The following is a 19053-nucleotide window of genomic DNA, read 5'->3' on the forward strand; positions in this document are numbered from 1 at the left end:
CCTGTTTGGGATCAATCTCGCCGAATCGATTCCTCGCGCAAACCAGTGCGGTATTCCAGAAGCCGTTTGACGAGAATCTTGAAGAGCCTTCGTGAGGCTATGGCCGAGGTTGAATCCAGCCGCGTTGCAGCCAGTCGCTCAGCTGTGCGTCCAAGTCTGCGATCAATTGCGCATCCGGGGCCGAAAAGTGTGCCTGCAAGCGCGCCAAAAGCTGCGCCTTGGATTCGGCCTGCTGGATGCCCAGCACAAGTTGATTTGCGCTGGCATTGGCTTCGAAGTAATGGCCGGTTTGCAGATCCAGCAGGATTGCCGGGTCCAGATCGGTTTGAATCAACACCTGGGTGGTGAACTGGTAGGACATACGGAGCGTAAGGGGCAGTGTCGGGACCATGTCACGTCCGTCCGTCATCGGCAAGTTGCCCGCCAGTTTACAATCGTTTGCGTAACTGAATGTTGCGTTGCATGATGGCGCTAAGTGTTTGTTGTGGCGACGCTTCAAGCCTGCCAGGCAGCCATTCCTTGTGCGCACCGCACAAACGAAAGTTTCAAACATACGTTTGCAATTGCAAGGAATTCTTTCCTAGGATCGCCGGGTCGGATGATCCACATCCGCAAACAGCGCCAACGGCGCCCCAGCAAACGCAGGCACGCAGCCCAAGCTGGTGCATGGGTTCGGCCCGAGGGACCGCAACGCTTATCCATTTCCTGGGAGGGAAACACGTGAACAAGCTCTTGATCGGGCTCGGCTTGAGCCTGGCGGCATCAACCAGCGTCGCCAATACGGGTGTGGCTTTTGTGCATGGCACGGGCAAACAGACCAACGCGGCGAAAGATTATTGGACGCAGGAAAACATCGACTCGATTCGTCAGGGTTTGCCGAATCCAGCCAACTACACAGTGATTAACTGCGATTTTGAGCAGTACATGTGGACGAGTGCCGCTGCGGGCTGTCTGGCGGGACAACTGACCACGTTCATTCAGCAGAAGGGCATTACCGACCTCGTTGTCGAAACCCATTCGAATGGCGGCAACGTCATGCGCTGGATCATGTCGAACCCGACTTACGACAGTCGCTACCCGAACATCATTTCAAAAGTCCGCTGGGTCAATGCACTCGCGCCATCTTCGGCCGGCACGCCGCTCGCAAACGCCGTGATGAACGGCAACGTGTTCGAACAATCGCTGGGTTGGCTGGTGGGCTACAAATCCGATGCTGTCCGCATGCAGCAAACCAGTTGGATGGCGACTTACAACGCCAACAACCTGTACGGCACTGCGGGTCGGCCAGCGCTGCCAAAGCCGTTCTACAGCGTCGTGGGTTCGGATGTGGATTCAGCGATCTGGGATCCCGACAGCTATTGCGGCGGCTATTTCGAAAATGTGGGTCTGGAAACGACGCAGAATTGGTTGGCCTCCTGCTCGGATGGCTTCTTGAACTGCACATCGCAGGCCGCCGCTGGCACGGTCTGGTTTTATGACACGTCCCGGATGGCGGGCAGTGAGCCGCTTTCCCACAACCAGAGCCGACGCAAGTGCTTCGGTCTGGATGTGATCCTGCGTAACGACCTCTGATCCCTGCGAGAACACAAGCCATGAATACGATTCGTCCCCTGGTTTTGAGCCTCGCACTGGTGCTTGCACAGACGACGGCTGCCCGTTCCATTGCCTTGCCGGCGGCATCGGACCAAGATCTGACGCCGACCACCCTGACCGCTTCGCCAGCCAATCTGGCCAAAGCCGCGCGCTTGGAGACGCTGCCGGTGCAGTTCGCGTGGGTGCTCCCGCCCGAACAAACCCTGCAAGCGCAGTCGCCCTATGCAGCGGAGAGCCGCGAATTTTGGATGCGCGTTTCGGCAGCCGAATTGCAGTCGGGCAAACGCGTCCAGACTTCAGCCCCGGAAGCCCTGTTTCGCTTGTCGCCAATCGGTACCAGCAAATCCGCCATTGATCCGCTGCAAGTGGAGATCACCTCGGGCATGGGTACATTTGCCCGCGGCAACGGATTGAAGAACGCCGCGAATGCTGCCGAGTTGAAAGCGGCAAACGCGCCGTTTCCGTCCGGCACGCTGGCATTTCAGCTGAAGGCCGATGTTGGTCAGGGCGCGATGCAGATCCGGGTGGCCAAGGCGGCGCAGGACTACTTGCTCCATGTCTATGAGCCGAACAGCAGCCAGACGCTGAGCCTCAAGACCGACCGGATTACCGCCGTGCATGGTCAAACGTTCAAGGTCATTGCCGCCGCCAATGACGGTGGTGCCGTGGAGGCCATCGGCGGCTTCTTGAGCGCCCCGAACGGCTTGGAGCGGGCACTCGATTTCAAACGCGAGGGCAATCAATACGTCGCCACGGTCGCGCATGACGGCTTGGCTGGCGAAGGCGAAGGACTTTGGGAAATCCACACCTTCAGCTCGCAAGGTGGCATCCAGCGCGACGCGAAGACGGTCATCGTTTCCAGCGTGCCGCGTGCCCGACTGGGTGGCAACCTGGAATCGCTAACGGGCAAGAAAGGCGCGTTAAGCGTGAGCGTATCGATCGACGTTGCCGCCGCCAGCCGGTACGAACTTCGAGGGGTGCTGCAAGGCTTTGATGGCAAGACCGTGCGGGTTGGCGCCGTGGCGTCGAGCGCTGCATCGTTAAAGCCGGGCAGCCAGGCTCTGACCTTGGTGTTTGACGCCGAGACGATTGCCAAGTCAGGCTTGCAAGCGCCGTTCTCGGTGCGCGACCTAACGCTGACCGATCAGGCCACGCTTGCCGTTCAAGAAACGCGTCAGCAGGCGATTGCACTGTAATTGACAGGCGGCCGCAGTAGCTCGATGCGTGTGACCGCCACCTGTTCTGAAAAGCGCCAGGCGCTGGTGCCTTTCGGATGAAACTCAGATTGACAAGTTGCTTCCTGACGTTGTTTGATCCCCCGACAGATCGATCTTGACCCGGCTCGCCCGGGTCGCTTTTTTGTTGGGAGCAGATCATGCCTGATGTACTGATCACGGGTGCGGGACGTGGCATCGGTTTGGAGCTGACGCGCGCGTATCGCGCTGATCACGCCAACGTCGTCGCGGCGACGCGAAGTCCGTCTGACGCGCTGTCAGCAACCGGTGCCGACGTCCATGTTGGCCTGGATCTGAGCCGTGACGCTGATCGCATCTGCCTGGTCGAGCAAGTTGCAGATCGGTCTTTTGATCTGGTCATTCTGAATGCAGGCGTCCTGAATGAGGACGCCCTCGGCGGCTTGTCTTTGCAAGTCGAATTGATTCGCGAGCAGTTTGAAGTGAATGCGCTGGCGCCCATTCTGCTGATCGAGTCGTTGCTGCCGCGCCTTCGGGCTGGGTGCAAGATCGCGCTCATGAGCACACGCATGGCATCGATCGCCGATAACAGCTCGGGCGACTACTACGGCTATCGAATGTCCAAGGCGGCCCTCAACATCGCAGGCAAGTCGCTGGCGATCAGCCTGAAGCCGCGCGACATCGCCGTATTCATGTTGCATCCGGGATATGTGCAAACGGGCATGACGGGCGGTCGTGGTGACATCACGGCCGCCGAGTCGGCGAGTCGTCTCAAAGGACTGCTCCAGCGCTTGGACCTGTCGCAAACGGGCACGTTCTGGCACAGCAACGGTACCATGTTGCCCTGGTAGCGAAAGGGGCTCGCACTGCGCTTCGTGTGGACTTATCCTAACGCCACACATCGCTGGACCCCGCATCACGCCCCGATCCAATAAGGAGTGCACCATGAATCATCCCAATCGCCGTTTGCACCGCAACCTGCTCGCTTTGAGTGTGGCAAGTCTGCTCGCCAGCCCGCTGCTCTATGCGCAGGACGACACCAAAACGGAGTCGGAGTCGGCAACGCTGGAAACGGTCACGGTGACGGCTCAGCGCAAAGAGGAGGATGTGCAGAAGGTACCTATTGCGATCACGACCGTCGATGCCGAGAAGCTTGATGTGATCAACTCGGGTGGCGACGACATCCGCGTCTTGTCGGGTCGCCTGCCGAGCTTGCAAATTGAGTCGTCGTTCGGTCGCGCGTTTCCGCGCTTTTATGTGCGTGGCTTGGGCAATACCGATTTCGATTTGAACGCCTCCCAGCCGGTGTCGCTGGTCTATGACGATATCGTGCAGGAAAACCCGATCCTGAAGGGCTTTCCGATGTTCGACATGGATCGCGTCGAAATGGTGCGCGGTCCGCAGGGCACGCTATTCGGGCGCAATTCGCCGGCGGGCGTGATCAAGTTTGAATCGATGCGACCGAGCCAGACCAGCGAGGGCTACGGTCAGATTTCATACGGCTCCTACGGCAACACCAACCTTGAAGGCGCGATTGGCGGTGGCTTCAATGATGCTTGGTCCGGTCGGCTGTCATTGCTCTACCAACATCGCGATGACTATGTCGACAATACGCTAAACGGCGATGGCGACGATCTCGAAGGCTATGACGAAACCGCGGTGCGCGGTCAGTTGTTGTATGCGCCGAGCGATGACTTCGAAGCGTTGTTCAATCTCCATGCGCGAAACCTGGATGGCACGGCCCGATTGTTTCGGGCGAATATCATTCGGCCGGGGCAGGGTGGCCTCGTGTCCGGATTCGATCCCGATTCCATCAGTATCGATGGCGACAACTCCCAAGAACTCGATACGTTTGGCGGGAATGCCCGATTGCGCTGGGATTTCGCTGGCTTCAGCCTGTTCTCGATCACTGGCTATGAAACGCTGGACACGCTCTCGCGTGGTGACATCGATGGCGGATTCGGTGCCGTGTTCGCGCCACCGTCGGGGCCGGGGCTGATTCCGTTTACGGCCGAATCGGCCGATGGCATGCCAGATCATCATCAGTTCACGCAGGAGTTCCGCTTGCAGTCGCAGACTGACAGTGCGCTGCAATGGCAAACCGGCTTCTATTATTTTGATGAGCGCATCACGATCGAGAGCTTCAACTACGACACGCTGTCACCGGGGCGTCCGCAGAATGGTTATGCCATTCAAAAGCAGGACAACACGGCGTACGCGCTGTTCGGCTCGCTGGAATACGCCGCAACCGACGATCTGACCCTGCGCGTGGGTCTTCGCTATACGCGCGACGAGAAAGACTTCGAGGCCGAACGCACGCAGTCGCCGTTGTCCTTCCTCGGCGTTGGTCCGATTGGTCCGCTTTATGCCAATCCGAGCGATAGCGATGTCAGTTGGGATCTGAGCGCGGCTTATGCGATCAATGACGAATGGAACGCTTACGCACGCGTCGCGCGTGGCTTCCGCGCACCGAGCATTCAGGGGCGCCTGTTGTTTGGCGATGTCTTGTCGGTGGCAGATAGTGAGACGGTTCTGTCGTTCGAGTCGGGCATCAAGGCCAGTCTGTGGGATAACCGGGCGCGGCTTGGTTTTGCCGTGTTCAGCTATCGGGTCAGTGACCAGCAGCTGACGGCAGTGGGTGGTGGCGCGAACTTCAACACTTTGATCAATGCGGATCGGACGGTGGGCTCGGGGTTTGAACTCGATGCCGAGGCGTACCTGACCGATCGACTGCTGGTCACCGCGGGCGTCAGCTACAACGATACCGAGATCCAGGACGACACCCTTGCCGTGCAACCTTGCGGTGGCGGCTGCACGGTCTATGATCCGGCGGGTCCGGTCGCTGGAACGGTGCTGCTCGATGGCAATCGTTTGCCACAGGCGCCACTGAAGATCGCCAACGTGACGGCGCGCTACGGCATTCCAATGGCAAATGGCGAGTTGTTCTTCTTCACGGATTGGGCGTATCGCAGTGAGGTCAGCTTCTTCCTCTACGACTCTGCGGAATTCAACGGCGCTGCGCTGCTCGAAGGCGGGTTGCGGGTTGGCTATAACTGGAACAACGACCAGTATCAGGTCGCGCTGTTTGGCCGCAACATTACCGATGAGCGTCAGGTCGTTGGCGGCATCGACTTCAATAACTTGACTGGCTTCATCAACGAACCGCGGATTATTGGTCTGGAGTTCACCGCGCGATATTGATGGAATCTGGCCCCGGGGCGCCGTCACCGACGGCGCTTCGAGGTTTGATCCTTGCTGATCGCGGCGTTCGCGATCCCAACCCGATACGCCCAACTGCGACGTGTTCATGAACCTTAGCGCTTATCTCCGCGCCGCTGCCGTATTTGCCTTGCTCAGCGCCGGGTTGTTGGGGCTCTCGTGGATGTTCGCGCCGGCACTCACCGGCGCCTCGGCGCATGCGTCGGTCGACCCTTGGTTGCTGATGGACCGCGTCTCGACACTATTGGGTTTACTGACCACGGTACTCGCGATTACCGGTTTGGTGGTGGGTCTGTTCCGGGGCGGCTGGCTGTGGCGGTTCATTCGCCGCACCAACTCGTTCATCGATGCCGAAAGTGAGGAGATCACGGCCAATGCATCGGCCGTGATCATGAACTACAACCCAAAGAACATGGAGCTCGTGCGCACAGCCGTCAGCATGCTGAAGCCCGAAGTATTAGTGCTCCTTGGCACGAGCCGCGATGAACTGCACGACGCCTGCCGTACGTTGGCCGGCGAGAACCTGGATGTCATCGCCATGCCGGCTTTGGAAAACGTGCATTCCAGCAGCGAGGCCAGGCAGCGGGCGCGGCACGGCATTCAACAATTGCGTGAACGATTTCAACCGCGAGCGATTGTCTGCGATGTGACGGGCGGTACCAAGCCGATGACGCTTGGACTATTCATGGCGGCCGAGGAGGAGGGCATTGCCACGGTTTATCTGGCAACTGAACGCGATCCGGCTGGCAAGCCAATCAAGAGTACCGCCCGACTCAGCTATGTGTCGAAAGCGCGGAGCCCATCTTGATTGCCACCACACCGCGGTGAGTTGCGGTGTGGCGGTATGGTCAAGTTGACATCGAAGCCAGCTATTGCTGGACGCGGCTCAATAGATGGCTCATGTCAGCCTGATTGAAGGCCGGCTGTCCGTTTTGGGCTGGAACAGCGATCGTCTGCGGCTGATGGCACGCAAAGCAGTCGGCTGCAGAGCTGACATTTTGGGGATTGCTGGGATCGGTGACATACAGAAAGTTCTGCGTCCAGGTTTCCAATGTCGTGTTAGCCATCGTGGTCGATCCGGCACGCGTGTAGGACGGCGCTGAACCACCTTCGCCATGCTTGCCGTAGTTCGGGCAGTTCGTGGAGCTCGCGTCGCCATCCTCGTACAGAAAGCAGCCTTGTCCAAACGCGCCACCCTCGGTGTTGCCATTGATGACCCATTGCATGCCGATCAACTGGTAATAGCGCCAGTAGTCGGCCAGTCCCGAAGGCGAATTGTTGACAACGCTCTGATTCAGACAGGCGATATCGAGACTGTTTGGATGCGGTTGCGAGAGATTGACACAGGCATTCGCCGGCTTTTCCATGCGGTCGGTGCGGCACACCTGGACCTGCTGCCACGCTGTGCCCGAGCCCGGCCACGTCAGACAGATTGCGCCGGCCTGAACATTCTTGACGGGAAACGGACATGACTTTCGATCGCCTTTGGCAGCCAAGTAGTCGTTGTAGTCGAAATAGTTCCAGCCGGACTTGCCCACGCCATTCAAGTAGTTCTTGTTGACGTTCATGGTCTGCCCGGGCTCGGTCGGATCTGCCGGGAAGTTGGCGACCGGGTTGGCGCCGCCCGGGCTGCAGTCCGGCGCATTGCCCGCATGCTCGAACGAGGCCCAGACGAACTCGCCATGAGTGTTCGTTTTTTGAACCAGATGAAAGCCGACGAGGCCCCAGGCGGTTCCATCGTCATCCACCGTGCAATACATCAAGTCACTGGGGCAGAGCTTCGAGATGACGGCGCCGAAGTTGCGCCAAGCGGTCTTTAACTCAATGACGCCTTCGGTCTTGTCGCCAATTTCGGTCGGCGGAAACCAGATGCCACCGCTGTAGCTATTTTGATTGAACGCATTCGCGGCAGCCGTCAAGGTGGCCTGCTGGTAAAGCTGTCGGTTCTTGATCTGATTGAAATAGACCTGATTGATACGGATGTCGTAGGACGTGGTCTGATTTGCGACGTCGAGCAATTGAAAGCCATTTCCTGCTTCAGTCTGGTTCATCGCCTTCGACAGCTGTACGCCATCGAGTGGCGTGTAAGTGCCGGTCCATACCGGAACACCTTTGGCAGGCAGCGCGTCGTACCAGGGGACATAGCTCATGAAACGGGGGTTGCCGCTGCCGTCATTGCCCGCCAGATACAGAAAGTTGTTGAATGCGAACTGATTGATCAGGCAATTCGTCTCGAAGGGTGGCAATTGCGCTGCCGGAATGCCGAAGGTCGTTGTCGGCCACAGGCTGGCGCCGTTTGCGACACGACCGTATTGATTGTACGTGCAGCCAACCGGCCCAGAGCTTTGCGCGGTTGCATCAAGGCTGATGGCAGCCAGAACCAAGAGTGCAGCTTTCATGACTTGTCTCCCGAAGTGAGCGTTGTGATCCGTCAAGAGCTCCCCCTGCCAGACGGCGCAGTCGCTTTGGTTGCCTGCTGCTCCAACAAGGTTCATCACGTTCGAGTGCCAGAACGCTGGCGTCAATCGACCGTCGACTGGAGCACTGAGTCCGGAAACGTGCCGGCTTCAGAGCGGGTCTGAAGGTCCACGATGGACTGATCCAAACCCTACGTAACGGGTCGAATTGTGCGCAAAGGCGCGCATCTCGTTCTAGATCGCTATTGATTCACCCAAGTACAGATTGGCAATTCCGCGGCCCAACACGCATTCCAGCCAAGTTGGATGGTGGTGGCAGACTCTTAACATTGGTGCTGCCCCCGGAGACAGTCAGCCGAGCCTACGCCTTCAGGCCGGCCGCGGTCAATCGGCATCCGAAATCGGTACCGTTCGCTTGGTTGCGCTACATCTCCGCGCCGTCACCCAACCAGAGTTCAGTGACCAAGTCCTCGAATTTCAGCCAGCCGCGCGTCGCTAGGCCCTTGGCATTCACGAACGCGGCGTCAACGAATACATCGTGCTCGCCATACTGACGCACGAGATCGCCTTTGATGACGTAGGTGGCGCCCTTGGCTTCGGCGGCTGGTCGCTGGTGAAAATAGGCGCGGTCAGCGTTGACCCATTGCACTTTGGTCCATGGCGCTTGAAGCGTTTGCGTCAACTGAACCCCTTGTTCGCTGGCAAACGTGCTCAGCTCTGGGCAATGATCAGGTAGTTGACCGAGCCTAAGTCGCAGTGTGGGCGTGCCTTCGGTGCTCTGGCCCGGTTTCAACTCCGCAGCAAAGACCGCCTCTTCAGTTTGATGAGTGCCAAACGCGTCACGATGCAATTCGGCCTTTGCGGCCAGCGGTTCTGGGTCAAGATGGGCCAGGCCGCGAAGACGAACGCTGCATCCTGGCTGGCTTTGGACCATCAGCACCGCTGAGAAGATTCCCTGGTCTGGGTCGAATCCGATCGTGAGCGGTCCATATTCTCCAGCTCTCAACTCGCGCGCGGACGCCCCATGGTCTGCTGACCCGTCATCGAACTCAATCTGCTCCTCGAAGACTGCCAGTGCACCCGCAAACGCGAGATCGTCGGCATAGCGTCGCTTCAGCGTAGCCAGCTGCTGGTCAGTGCCGCTACAGGTTTCGGCAATCTTGTCGGCGACAAACTGACGGCGCGCAATGGCTTCGGGATCGTCGCCCTCGACTGGTTCGCCGCGGAAGTGATCGCATGCCTGACGGGTCATGACGAAAGCACGCAGATCTTCGGGCATTCGCGCGCGCACGGCCGGAGAACTTGGGTCAGAGCCGTCATCGCAATACTGCTGACGCACCTCTAACAGCTGCCCATTCGCAACGAAATGGCGCACGACCTGTCCGTTACAGGGCTCAGCATTCTGGCTTTGCTCCGGATCGCTGATCGTAATGAGCTCGCCGTATTCGATCAGGATGTTCTTCAAGTAACCGTCAATGGCGGCTCCGCCGGTCAACGTCAGCAAAGGGTGGACATCGCCGCGTTGAAACCGAAACGTCAGGACACCGGTGCTGGATGCGACGGCGCCATCGTCCTGCCAAAGTACCGCTGCATCGTCCATCGCGTCGCCGTCGAGATCGCCATATGCAACCTGGACGCTGAAGCTGGACACCGCGGTCTTGCCGAAGCCGTTGCGGACGCGCACCGGGCCTTCAGCGAGCGGACTGTCGAACGTACCATTCAGAAAATCGAAGTCTCGGATCGCGGATGCCTGAGGGGTGGCGGCTTGAATCTCTGGCACTGCCCCGGCTGTTACGGGCAGTGCCAGCAACAGGGCCGTCGCGCTCAAAGATCCCGCCAGCGCGGGGGTGCAGGTTCGCGCTATGAATCGGTCGAAAGCTGAAGCAATCATCGGGGCAGGGCGCTCACAGGACGGGAGCGGGTTCTATCCCACGGGAATTGGTGGCGGTGCAACGCGCTGAACGATTGTTGACGGTTTTGGATGTTTGGCAGCCCCAGCGCGAATCGGCGCGGGCTGGCGACGATCAACGCGGGCGCATGGCGGTGCAAAGCTTTCTGCGCAATGCCGGCCTGGTGTCTGCTGGCGGTCGAACTCAGCGTGTCAGAAGCAAGCACCGGGATGCTCGATTCTGGGTGGGCCGTCCATGGCACGTAGCGTCGAAATTCCGGCGGTGGCCGTGTCGAAGCCCGGCGACCTGCCACTCGCGCTGAGTGCGACCGGTTTCGGCAGATCAACTGAGTCCGGGCTCCGCTTCCTGGCAACTTCGGCGCGCCATCGCCAAGTTTGATTTCGCCCGATCCAGAACGAGGTAAATGAACAGTCCTGATTTGGTCTGAATGGGGCGGATGATGTGGTAGTGCTTGCCCAACGTAATCAGAATGTCCTCGATGCGATCATTCAGACCAAGGGACTTCATTGTCTTCATCTTCGCCCGCACCACTTCCGTATTGCCTGCGGCTGCGAGCTCCATATCGACGCCGGTGCCGGCGGAGTCGAGCAACATCCCGCTGTTGGCGTCGACCACACAGCAGCAAAGCGCACCATCTGTTTCCAACAATTTTGCCAGAACGTCCTTGATTGCCATTTTGTATCTCCCGTTAACTTCAATGCGGCTTTTATTGCTTCAGCACGCTGCCGCGTTGCGCGCTGCGTATCTCGCTAGGGCTCAATCTCATGCGTCTCCAGCGGCGCATTGAGCTCTGGATTCAGGCGGTCTCCTTTCTCGACTCAATTTCGGCAACAAGATTTCGCGCGGACCAGAGCAGGTGCCCGACAATTGCCGATCGGTTGGCCACGAACGCAAGGGTCAAGGGGACTCTCGCACCCGGAACTGCCACGATCAGGGCGATACCCGTGTCGGCCTCAATCAAGGTGCTACGAAGCCCAACCAGCCCGGCTTCTGAAGAGAGTGCAGAGGCCAGCGCTTGAATCGAACTGCCCATGGCAGCGAGCTTTGCGGTGACACTCTTGCCTGCCTGGTAACTCGCAACCTCGAACCCATCAGCGGTCATTGCAATGGCGGCTTGAACACCCGGAGTCTGCCGCCCGAAGTCCGTCAGCAGTGCCTGGATGTATTCCAGGTGCAAGGATTGGACGATTCGATTTGGCATCAGTGGCTCCCAAGTTCAGCTTTGCTTTCGATCATGCACAGCAGCGTGTCCAGCAACAGGACAACATGCTCCCGCTTCCGGACATCGGTGCGAAACATCGGTAGATTCAATGAGGCCTGATTCAGTACGTTCTGAAGGGTTGCCATTGACACGGCGCCAGCGGCATCGTGTCGGCCAACGCCGATCACGGCCAGTCTGTTTTCACACAGTTTTTGAAATGCGATGGTGTAGTTTCGAAGATGCGTCGCGGCCATCGGCTCGGCTGCGTTGATCAAAATGATCACGCCCATGGCGCCCTGCGCCAAGATATCCCACATGAACCGAAATCGTTCCTGGCCCGGAGTGCCGAAAAGTCGCAACGTTTGCCCATCCGGAAGGTGCAGTAGTCCGAAATCGAGCGCCACCGTGGTGCCGTCCTTGTCAAAGGTTTCGCGATCGGAGTTGAATGCGTCCGTCGAAATCGGTGTTACCTCGCTGACCGCCGCAATGGCGGTCGTCTTGCCGGCACCCATGGGGCCGGAGAACAAGATCTTGGTCTCGGCGTTGATCATCAGCGCGCGCTCCCATAAAGTCGGTCGCGAATCGTACGAATCAGACCCATGAACGACATCGCTGGTGGCGCCCTCACGACTTGCTCGACCAGTGTTGGTCGGTGTGGTGCTTGCGCGTTGTGTGCGGTGGGGATCAGTTGTTGTTCGACTAAGCCGAAAACATCACAGATGGTTGCGAATGCGGCGATATCGTGAGCGCTTCGATGTGTCCTATGGGCAAGTTCGTCGATCCGACTGAAGCCCACCGAAAGCAACGATGCCAGCTTGATTTGCCAATGCGGCGCCAGTACTTCGCCAAGGTCAGGCCAGGCCGTCAGGCGAATCTGCAGACCATCCCGATAGATCCAATCAGGTAGTGTGAGATTCGGCTCGTCAATCAATGCCCAGACCAACTGGTAAAGCGACGTGGTCGACCCACTCGGAGTCAGATCGGCATCGACCGGAAGCGGTGTGCTCCAGTGCGACCAGTGCTCCGGCAGGTTCAGCGCCTGTGGTGGCGAGACTGCACATTGGAGGGTGCCTGAGTGGATCCAAAGACGTGCACCGCTGCGCGCGGCAGTCTGATACCAATGGGAGGGCGTTCGAAGCTTTAGCCAGCTTTTCAGGACCTCGAACAGATCATCGTGTGCAGGTCGCTGCGCCATGTTGGCTGCGAAATGCGCGCTGGCCCCGTTCAACAAGGCATCGCTCTCGAACTCGGAAAGCAGCTGCAGGATGGGTGCCATTCTGAATGGCCATTCGATTTGCAGACTCGCCGATCGCACAGGCTGCTCATCATGCCAGACCGTAACGGTTTTCTGGTCAATGTGTAAACGTGACCGAATAGTCTCTGCGAAGGTATCTGGGCAAAACACAAGATGGGCATCTGCTTGGGTCGAATGGTGCCAGCGGCAACTGAGTCGCGGTTGCAGCAGATCAATCATCGCGCCGAGTTTGGTCGTATGCTCTCGCGTCAAGCCAATGCAGGCATACTTGCGAACTCTTGAATCAGCAGATTCGTCCATGATGTGCCCCAGTACGCTTTCGATCTTTCACTCTGTGTCGTGATGCACATTACGAGCTTTGATTAGCAATTCAATCAGGAGCATCCCGCATTGAGTACTAGGGGTTCCCCTAGGGAGGGTCTGAATAAGTCCATCCTGGACTTTCAGACCCGCACTGAGTCCGGCACTCAAGCCTGCCCCGGCGAAGGCCGGGGTCCGGACTCAGTGCTCCAGAATCAAGCACTTGAACCGGCACAAATTGGAAGTTCAGACTCTCCTTAAGCGGTTGCCTCCGGATGGCAGGGCGCTTAACGCTGCTTCGACCATAGCGCGGCAAATCGAATCAGTTCGACGGCTGTTTTGAGTCCCAGTTTGCCGCGCAGCGTGGCGCGATGCGCCTCGATGGTCTTGACGCTGCGATGCAATGTCTCGGCGATTTGAGAGGAGCTCATGCCTTGTCCGAGAAGGCGCAGGATTTCTCGTTCCTTGTCGGAAAGTGACGCAACCGTCCTAGTTCCCTCGGACATTGCGTCCTTGCGGCCTCGGAAGATGGCGCTTTGCATGACGCTCGAAAGCGCAATTTCCCCCCGCTGCAAACGACGAATCGCGTCTGCGAGTTGCTCGGTTGCAACTTGCTTCATGACGTAGCCATCGGCGCCATCGCGGAGGCAGTCCTCCGCGTTGTCGCGCTCGTCATGCATCGACAGCACCAAAATGTGTGTTTCTTTGTTCAAGGCTCTGATGGAACGAATGACGTTCCGTCCGTCCTCGTCGCCAAGCGCCAGATCAACAATCACGAGTTCCGGGCGATGTGCGGAGAAGAGCTGCAAGGCGGATTGCAGGTTGCTAGCCTCGAGTACGAGAGACGCGAGCTTCTCTTGCCTGATCACTTGCGCGATTCCCTGGCGGACAATCGGGTGGTCGTCGACTATGAGGGTCGTCACTATGTCCATAGATCTACAATGGGTTCAGGGATGCTGACGATCAAGATGGTGCCGCGATCAGTGTGCGGCTTGCTGCGGCAACGCAGGCTTCCGCTCAATGCAGCAGTCCTGGTTCGCATATTGACCAGGCCGCTGCCGGTGCGGAGCAGGCTCACGTCGAACCCGATGCCGTCATCGAGAATGCAAATTCGCAGTCTGGCGCTGCGTCGCTCCAGAAACACCGAAATGATATTGGCGCGGCCATGTCGGAGCGCATTGTTGATCGCTTCTTGCACGATTCGAAATATCTGTGCGGCGACGGCTCCGCTAAAGTGCAGATCGGAGCAGCGGTCGATCAACTCACAGGACACGCCACAGCTTTCGGTGACGTCGTTGACCAGGCGGCGCAACGCCAAGCCTAGATTATGGTGTTCGAATCCGATCGGATTCAGTTCCCGCGACACTTGGCGCACGTCGTCGATTGCCTGATTCAGCAGCGTGACGATCCATTGCGCCGATGGAACATGCTTTGGATCGTCGCCTTCGAGTTTGGTTACCAGTACTTTTGCGAGAAAGCTGATGCCAGTCAGGCGCTGCCCCAGGCCGTCGTGCAAGTCGCGTCCAATCCGCCGTTGTTCTTGTTCCGCGATGTCGAGCATTCCCCATTCCAGCTCGCGGGCCCGCGCTTCGGACTGATCCAGAGCGGCTTTGGTCCGAAAGCGTTCGGCCTCAAGCATGATCATCTCGCTATGCATCGCGACCCATTCGGACAAGTCCGTCGCCATCAGAAGGAGTCTGTCGTCACCAAAATCGAGCGGAATGGCGACCAGTCTGACGGGCATCGGCGCGGTTTGGCGGAGACGCATGCTGGTGGCGAGTTCGATCGTGCCGTGTTCCACTGACACGGCGCGGCGGATGGTTTGAATCGCTTCTGCAGTGAGTAGGCTGTCTAAGTGAAACTGCTCGGGGTCGAGATTGTGAGCGCGCAGCATCTCTGCAAAGCCAAGATTGCAGTAGGTCATCTTGCCGTGGTCGTTGCAGACAAGGACAAACGTGGAGGCCGCGTTCAGGATGCTTCCAAGGCGCGCCTTGTCCTGGGCGACGAGGTGGGCGCTGGTTGCGGCACTGTCTATGACGTTGCGAATTTGGGCCAGATAGTCGGAATGACTGTTGGCTTTCGCGCGATCTGGCGCGTGCTCCGTCTTGGCTGGGTACTCACGAGTGAGCAGACTGAGCGGTCGGAGGAGGCGGCTGTTGATGAATTGGTAGCCCAGAATCAGGATCGTGGACTGAGTTGCCAGGCTTAGCAGTATCCAAGGTGCCAATCGCGACCCTGCGGCGCTTTTATTGGTGTGCAATAGCAACAGTATCAATGCTGCAAAGACCAACAAGACTGCCAAGTTAAGCAGCATTGTCAGTTTTATGGCGCGCGCGTTCCGCAATCAGCCACCCAAGTCATTCGCGATCACTAATGTGGAGCGTATCGCTCTTTGATCACCAAAAGCGCTAGGGAGGGTCTGAACAAGTCCCGCAATTTCTGGTTAGATACAGGTGTTGCGGCGAGGTTATTTCAGCATGGACCAGATGAGTTTCGGTGACGCGGAATATGCGGCTAAGAAGAAGCAGACGCGTCGGGAGGTATTCCTAGCCGAGATGGAGCAAGTCGTGCCGTGGGCAGCATTGCTGAAGGACATTGAGTCGGTTTATCCGGTCGCCGGTCGCGGCCGTCGCCCGTACCCCGTTGAAGTGATGCTCCGGGTTCACCTGATGCAGAACTGGTTTGGGTTGAGCGATCCGGCGATGGAAGAAGCGCTGTATGAGATCGTGTCGATTCGGAACTTTGCCGGTCTGACGCTGAGCGGCAGCATTCCAGACGAGACGACGATCCTGAACTTTCGGCGTCTGATTGAGACGAATGATTTGGCTTCGTCGATACTGGAGCGGATCAACGGTCATTTGTCGCGCAAGGGCTTGCTGCTGAAGCGTGGCACGATCGTCGATGCGACGATCATCGCGGCACCGAGTTCGACGAAGAACTCAGACGGTGAGCGGGATCCTGAGATGCACCAGACGAAGAAGGGCAACCAGTGGTACTTCGGCATGAAGGCGCATATTGGCGTGGATGCTGACAGTGGTCTGGTCCACACAGTGGTGACGTCGGCAGCCAATGATGCCGATGTTGATCACGTTGAAAGCCTGCTGCACGGCAAGGAAGAGACAGTATGGGCAGATGCGGGCTACCAGGGCGCCGACAAAAACATGCGCGAGAACCATCCGCGCAAGCAGCGCTTCCCTGAGTGGAGGATTGCGATGCGCCGAAGCGCGATCAAGGCGATGGAAGAAGGTCGGGCAAAGAGCAATATCGTGAAGATCGAGCGTAGGAAGGCGCAGGTTCGCGCGCGAGTCGAGCATGCGTTTCAGAAGGTGAAGTGCTTCTTTGGGTACAACAAGGCGCGCTTCAAGGGATTGGCCAAGAACACCAGTCACATCGTCACCCTGTTCGCGCTGGCCAATTTGCATCGTGTCAGAAAAGTGCTACTTGAAACTGCAGGGGAGTTGCGCCCGAAGTTCGCGAGCTGATCACGAAAGAGGGGCAAAGTAGCGCCAGAACCGCTTTCCCAAGTGAAGAACGATACCGATTAGGAAGGATACTTAACGGATCACCGACCGAAACCCGCCTGAGAATCCGGAGGACGGAATCCATCGCCAAAAACCGACTTGTTCAGACCCTCCCTAGCCGATTGCCTAATCACGGTGGTTTTGGCATTTCTGACAATCTACATGTGACGCATTTCTCGTTTCTTGGCCGGATGGCCGCCAATGCGGGTTGGTACCAATGTGTTGACTGGTAGCAATTTGATGCTGGGGGAAATCCGGCCTGAAAGTCATGCCTTGTTCGTTACCCTGGCGGGAGGACGGCGCAACAGGTGCTTGCGTTCGAATTCATTAGTGTGCATACTGTGTATAGACAATATACACACCCATCAAATCCGCCCCTTCCTGTGTCCGCCGAACTGTTCCTCTCCAACGAAGCTGGTACGCCGATGTATCAGCAAATCATTGATCAGATCACCGCCAAGATCACAGCCGGCGATTGGTCTGCGGGGCAGGGCTTGCCGTCAATTCGCGAGCTGGCAAGCGCCAGTCGGGTCAGCGTCATCACCGTCAAGCGCGCCTATCTCGAACTCGAACGCGCAGGCCTGATCGTCACGCGTCAGGGGCGGGGGTCGTTCGTAACGACCAGTCAGGAGCTGCCGAAGGCGCTGCTTCGAGCCAACGCGGCCCAACACCTGTCGGCCTGGATTGCTTGTGCAAGGCAGCTTGGCCAGGACCCACAAGACATGGTTCAGCAGTTGCTTGCCGCGCTGAACGCAACGATCGAATCCGATGAGAAGGATACGCCATGAGAAACGCACTAGCATTGCAGCAGATCAACAAGACCTACGATCACTTTCGCCTGCACGATATTGATTTGTCGGTTCCCGAAGGCCAGATCATGGGCTTGGTTGGCGTCAACGGCGCGGGCAAGACCACGCTGATGCGGATCCTGATGGGCTTGATCCGACCTGACAGCGGTAATGTGGAAGTGCTCGGTCTGCCGATGCCGGACGCGCAGGTGGCGGCCAAGCGTGACATTGGTTTCGCGTCCGAGGATATGCGTCTATACCAATCGCAGTCGCTGCGTTGGCATATGGATTTTGTCAGCAGCATCTATCCAAGCTGGGATGAGCACTATGCCGAAGAACTGATGAAACGCTTTGACCTTCGGGCTGAACAAGTGCTCAGAGGCTTCTCGCACGGACAGCGGGTCAAAGCCATGCTGCTACTGAACCTGGCGCGGCGCCCAAAGCTGCTGTTGCTGGATGAGCCGACAACCGGCCTGGATCCGGTTGCCCGCAGCGAGGTGCTCGAAGCGCTTTCTGACGTGCTGCGCGATGAGACTCGTACCGTCATGTTTTCGTCGCACAACACGCACGATGTGGAGCAGCTTTCAGACACGATCACGTTCATGCATCAGGGCAGGATTCTGGCCTGCAAGGACAAGGAGTCATTTCTCGACGACTGGCGCCGCATCTTGTGCCAGGGCACCTTGTCTGAACAAGTCAAAGGGTTGCCCGGTGTGGCGATGGCCCGACAGAACGGGTCGATCGTCGAAATCAAAGTCAGGCACTATCGCGACGACTTGCCGGAGGCCCTCCGCAAAGAAGGGCTTCTGGTGCAGCGCGTTGAACCGATGAATCTGGAAGACATCTTTGTGACCACCGTTCGCGCAGGAGCGTCAGCATGACCACGTCCGTCATCAATTTTTCGCTGATCAAGAAGCTGATCCACAAAGACTGGCTACTCTTTCAGAAGCAAATGGCCTTGTATGTCATTGGCGCCGTCGTGGCGCTTTGTCTGATGGGCAACTTGCATAAGTGGACATTCTATATCGGCTCACTGTTGCTGATCATTGTCGTCGTGGCGGTTGCTTGTTTCTCGATCTCGAACTCGTTGTTGGTCGAGCGTCGCGATCGCACGCTGGCATTTATCATGAGTCTGCCCGTGTCGCCATTGGACTTCTATCTCGCCAAGCTGGCTGGGAATCTGGTGACGTTTCTGGTCCCGCTCCTGGTGATTGCAGCCGGGACTTATGGCGTCATTCTGTTTACCGGCTTACCGGACGGGTTAGTGGTTCTGGCGACATTGCTGTTTACCCACATCGTGCTTGCGTTCTGTGCGTCGCTCAGCACCGCCATGGCGGTCGAGTCTGAGGGATGGAATACGTTTGTGATGATTGCCAGCATGGTGCTGATCAATCCCTACATCATGTTGATTGGCCAGACGCCGTCGATCGCTGAGCCAATCAAGACTGAAGCAATCGTCTGGTCAGGCGCCGCGCTGTCGATCATGGGCATCCAGGCGATTCTAAGTATCTTGATACTGGCATTGACCGGCTGGTTTCACTGCCGCAAGAAGTCGTTCTATTGATGAGTCGGACAGCACGCGTCTGATCCAATCTGGGTCGTCGGTAGCGACGTGCCACCGGGCCGATCGCGCCCGAACGCCTGTGAGCAGCAGTT

18 protein-coding genes are annotated in these 19053 nt (G+C 58.0%); 9 read left to right on the forward strand and 9 right to left on the reverse strand.

Features of this window, described 5'->3' with window-relative positions; translation table 11 throughout:
• Positions 1 to 97 precede the first annotated feature (97 nt).
• Positions 98 to 409, reverse strand: coding sequence for a PqqD family protein (locus C7S18_RS07865; RefSeq protein WP_170113168.1), 312 nt, complete (start codon positions 407 to 409; stop codon positions 98 to 100).
• Between the two features lie 257 nt (positions 410 to 666).
• On the opposite strand from C7S18_RS07865, the gene C7S18_RS07870 reads away from it, so the two are divergent.
• The 5 genes from C7S18_RS07870 to C7S18_RS07890 all read left to right on the forward strand — a co-directional run bounded on the left by C7S18_RS07870 (position 667) and on the right by C7S18_RS07890 (position 6813).
• On the forward strand, positions 667 to 1572 hold the full coding sequence (locus C7S18_RS07870) for a hypothetical protein (protein WP_106891036.1): 906 nt from the start codon (positions 667 to 669) through the stop codon (positions 1570 to 1572).
• Positions 1573 to 1592: 20 nt separating this feature from the next.
• Positions 1593 to 2789, forward strand: coding sequence for a DUF4785 domain-containing protein (locus C7S18_RS07875; RefSeq protein ID WP_106891037.1), 1197 nt, complete (start codon positions 1593 to 1595; stop codon positions 2787 to 2789).
• Positions 2790 to 2968: 179 nt separating this feature from the next.
• Positions 2969 to 3637 carry an SDR family oxidoreductase gene (locus tag C7S18_RS07880; RefSeq protein WP_106891038.1) on the forward strand — a complete coding sequence of 223 codons (669 nt, stop codon included), beginning with the start codon at positions 2969 to 2971 and terminating at the stop codon, positions 3635 to 3637.
• 94 nt (positions 3638 to 3731) lie between these two features.
• On the forward strand, positions 3732 to 5987 hold the full coding sequence (locus tag C7S18_RS07885) for a TonB-dependent receptor (protein WP_106891039.1): 2256 nt from the start codon (positions 3732 to 3734) through the stop codon (positions 5985 to 5987).
• 106 nt (positions 5988 to 6093) lie between these two features.
• Entirely contained in the window at positions 6094 to 6813 is a 720-nt protein-coding gene (locus tag C7S18_RS07890; RefSeq protein ID WP_106891040.1) for a hypothetical protein, read from the forward strand.
• A 61-nt stretch (positions 6814 to 6874) separates the two neighbouring features.
• On the opposite strand, the gene C7S18_RS07895 is transcribed toward C7S18_RS07890, so the two are convergent.
• The 8 genes from C7S18_RS07895 to C7S18_RS07930 all read right to left on the reverse strand — a co-directional run bounded on the left by C7S18_RS07895 (position 6875) and on the right by C7S18_RS07930 (position 15402).
• Positions 6875 to 8404, reverse strand: coding sequence for a hypothetical protein (locus C7S18_RS07895; RefSeq protein ID WP_106891041.1), 1530 nt, complete (start codon positions 8402 to 8404; stop codon positions 6875 to 6877).
• 442 nt (positions 8405 to 8846) lie between these two features.
• Positions 8847 to 10250: a hypothetical protein gene (locus C7S18_RS07900; RefSeq protein WP_106891042.1), complete on the reverse strand. Its 1404-nt coding sequence runs from the start codon at positions 10248 to 10250 to the stop codon at positions 8847 to 8849.
• Positions 10251 to 10653: 403 nt separating this feature from the next.
• The gene (locus tag C7S18_RS07905) at positions 10654 to 11007 is read right to left on the reverse strand and encodes a hypothetical protein (protein ID WP_106891043.1); all 354 of its coding nucleotides are present in this window, start codon (positions 11005 to 11007) and stop codon (positions 10654 to 10656) included.
• Between the two features lie 121 nt (positions 11008 to 11128).
• The gene (locus C7S18_RS07910) at positions 11129 to 11533 is read right to left on the reverse strand and encodes a roadblock/LC7 domain-containing protein (RefSeq protein WP_106891044.1); all 405 of its coding nucleotides are present in this window, start codon (positions 11531 to 11533) and stop codon (positions 11129 to 11131) included.
• Positions 11533 to 12084, reverse strand: a complete 552-nt coding sequence (locus tag C7S18_RS07915; RefSeq protein ID WP_106891045.1) for a GTP-binding protein — start codon at positions 12082 to 12084, stop codon at positions 11533 to 11535. The genes C7S18_RS07910 and C7S18_RS07915 overlap by 1 nt, the downstream gene beginning before the upstream one ends.
• Positions 12084 to 12809, reverse strand: coding sequence for a hypothetical protein (locus C7S18_RS07920; RefSeq protein WP_146151813.1), 726 nt, complete (start codon positions 12807 to 12809; stop codon positions 12084 to 12086). Before C7S18_RS07920 ends, C7S18_RS07915 begins: the two co-directional genes overlap by 1 nt.
• Before the next feature lie 566 nt (positions 12810 to 13375).
• Positions 13376 to 13957 (reverse strand): response regulator, encoded by a 582-nt coding sequence (locus tag C7S18_RS07925; RefSeq protein ID WP_240624000.1) that lies wholly within the window; start codon positions 13955 to 13957, stop codon positions 13376 to 13378.
• A 53-nt stretch (positions 13958 to 14010) separates the two neighbouring features.
• Entirely contained in the window at positions 14011 to 15402 is a 1392-nt protein-coding gene (locus C7S18_RS07930; RefSeq protein WP_106891048.1) for a sensor histidine kinase, read from the reverse strand.
• 163 nt (positions 15403 to 15565) lie between these two features.
• On the opposite strand from C7S18_RS07930, the gene C7S18_RS07935 reads away from it, so the two are divergent.
• The 4 genes from C7S18_RS07935 (at position 15566) to C7S18_RS07950 (ending at position 18961) form a co-directional block, all read left to right on the forward strand.
• Complete coding sequence (locus C7S18_RS07935; RefSeq protein ID WP_106889619.1) at positions 15566 to 16570, forward strand: IS5 family transposase; 1005 nt, start codon at positions 15566 to 15568, stop codon at positions 16568 to 16570.
• A gap of 347 nt (positions 16571 to 16917) precedes the next feature.
• Complete coding sequence (locus C7S18_RS07940; protein ID WP_240624001.1) at positions 16918 to 17397, forward strand: GntR family transcriptional regulator; 480 nt, start codon at positions 16918 to 16920, stop codon at positions 17395 to 17397.
• Positions 17394 to 18278 carry an ABC transporter ATP-binding protein gene (locus C7S18_RS07945; protein ID WP_106891049.1) on the forward strand — a complete coding sequence of 295 codons (885 nt, stop codon included), beginning with the start codon at positions 17394 to 17396 and terminating at the stop codon, positions 18276 to 18278. Before C7S18_RS07940 ends, C7S18_RS07945 begins: the two co-directional genes overlap by 4 nt.
• Positions 18275 to 18961, forward strand: a complete 687-nt coding sequence (locus C7S18_RS07950; protein WP_106891050.1) for an ABC transporter permease — start codon at positions 18275 to 18277, stop codon at positions 18959 to 18961. The genes C7S18_RS07945 and C7S18_RS07950 overlap by 4 nt, the downstream gene beginning before the upstream one ends.
• The last annotated feature ends 92 nt before the right edge of the window (positions 18962 to 19053 follow it).

The organism is Ahniella affigens, from assembly GCF_003015185.1.
GTDB classification, from domain to species: Bacteria; Pseudomonadota; Gammaproteobacteria; order Xanthomonadales; family Ahniellaceae; genus Ahniella; species Ahniella affigens.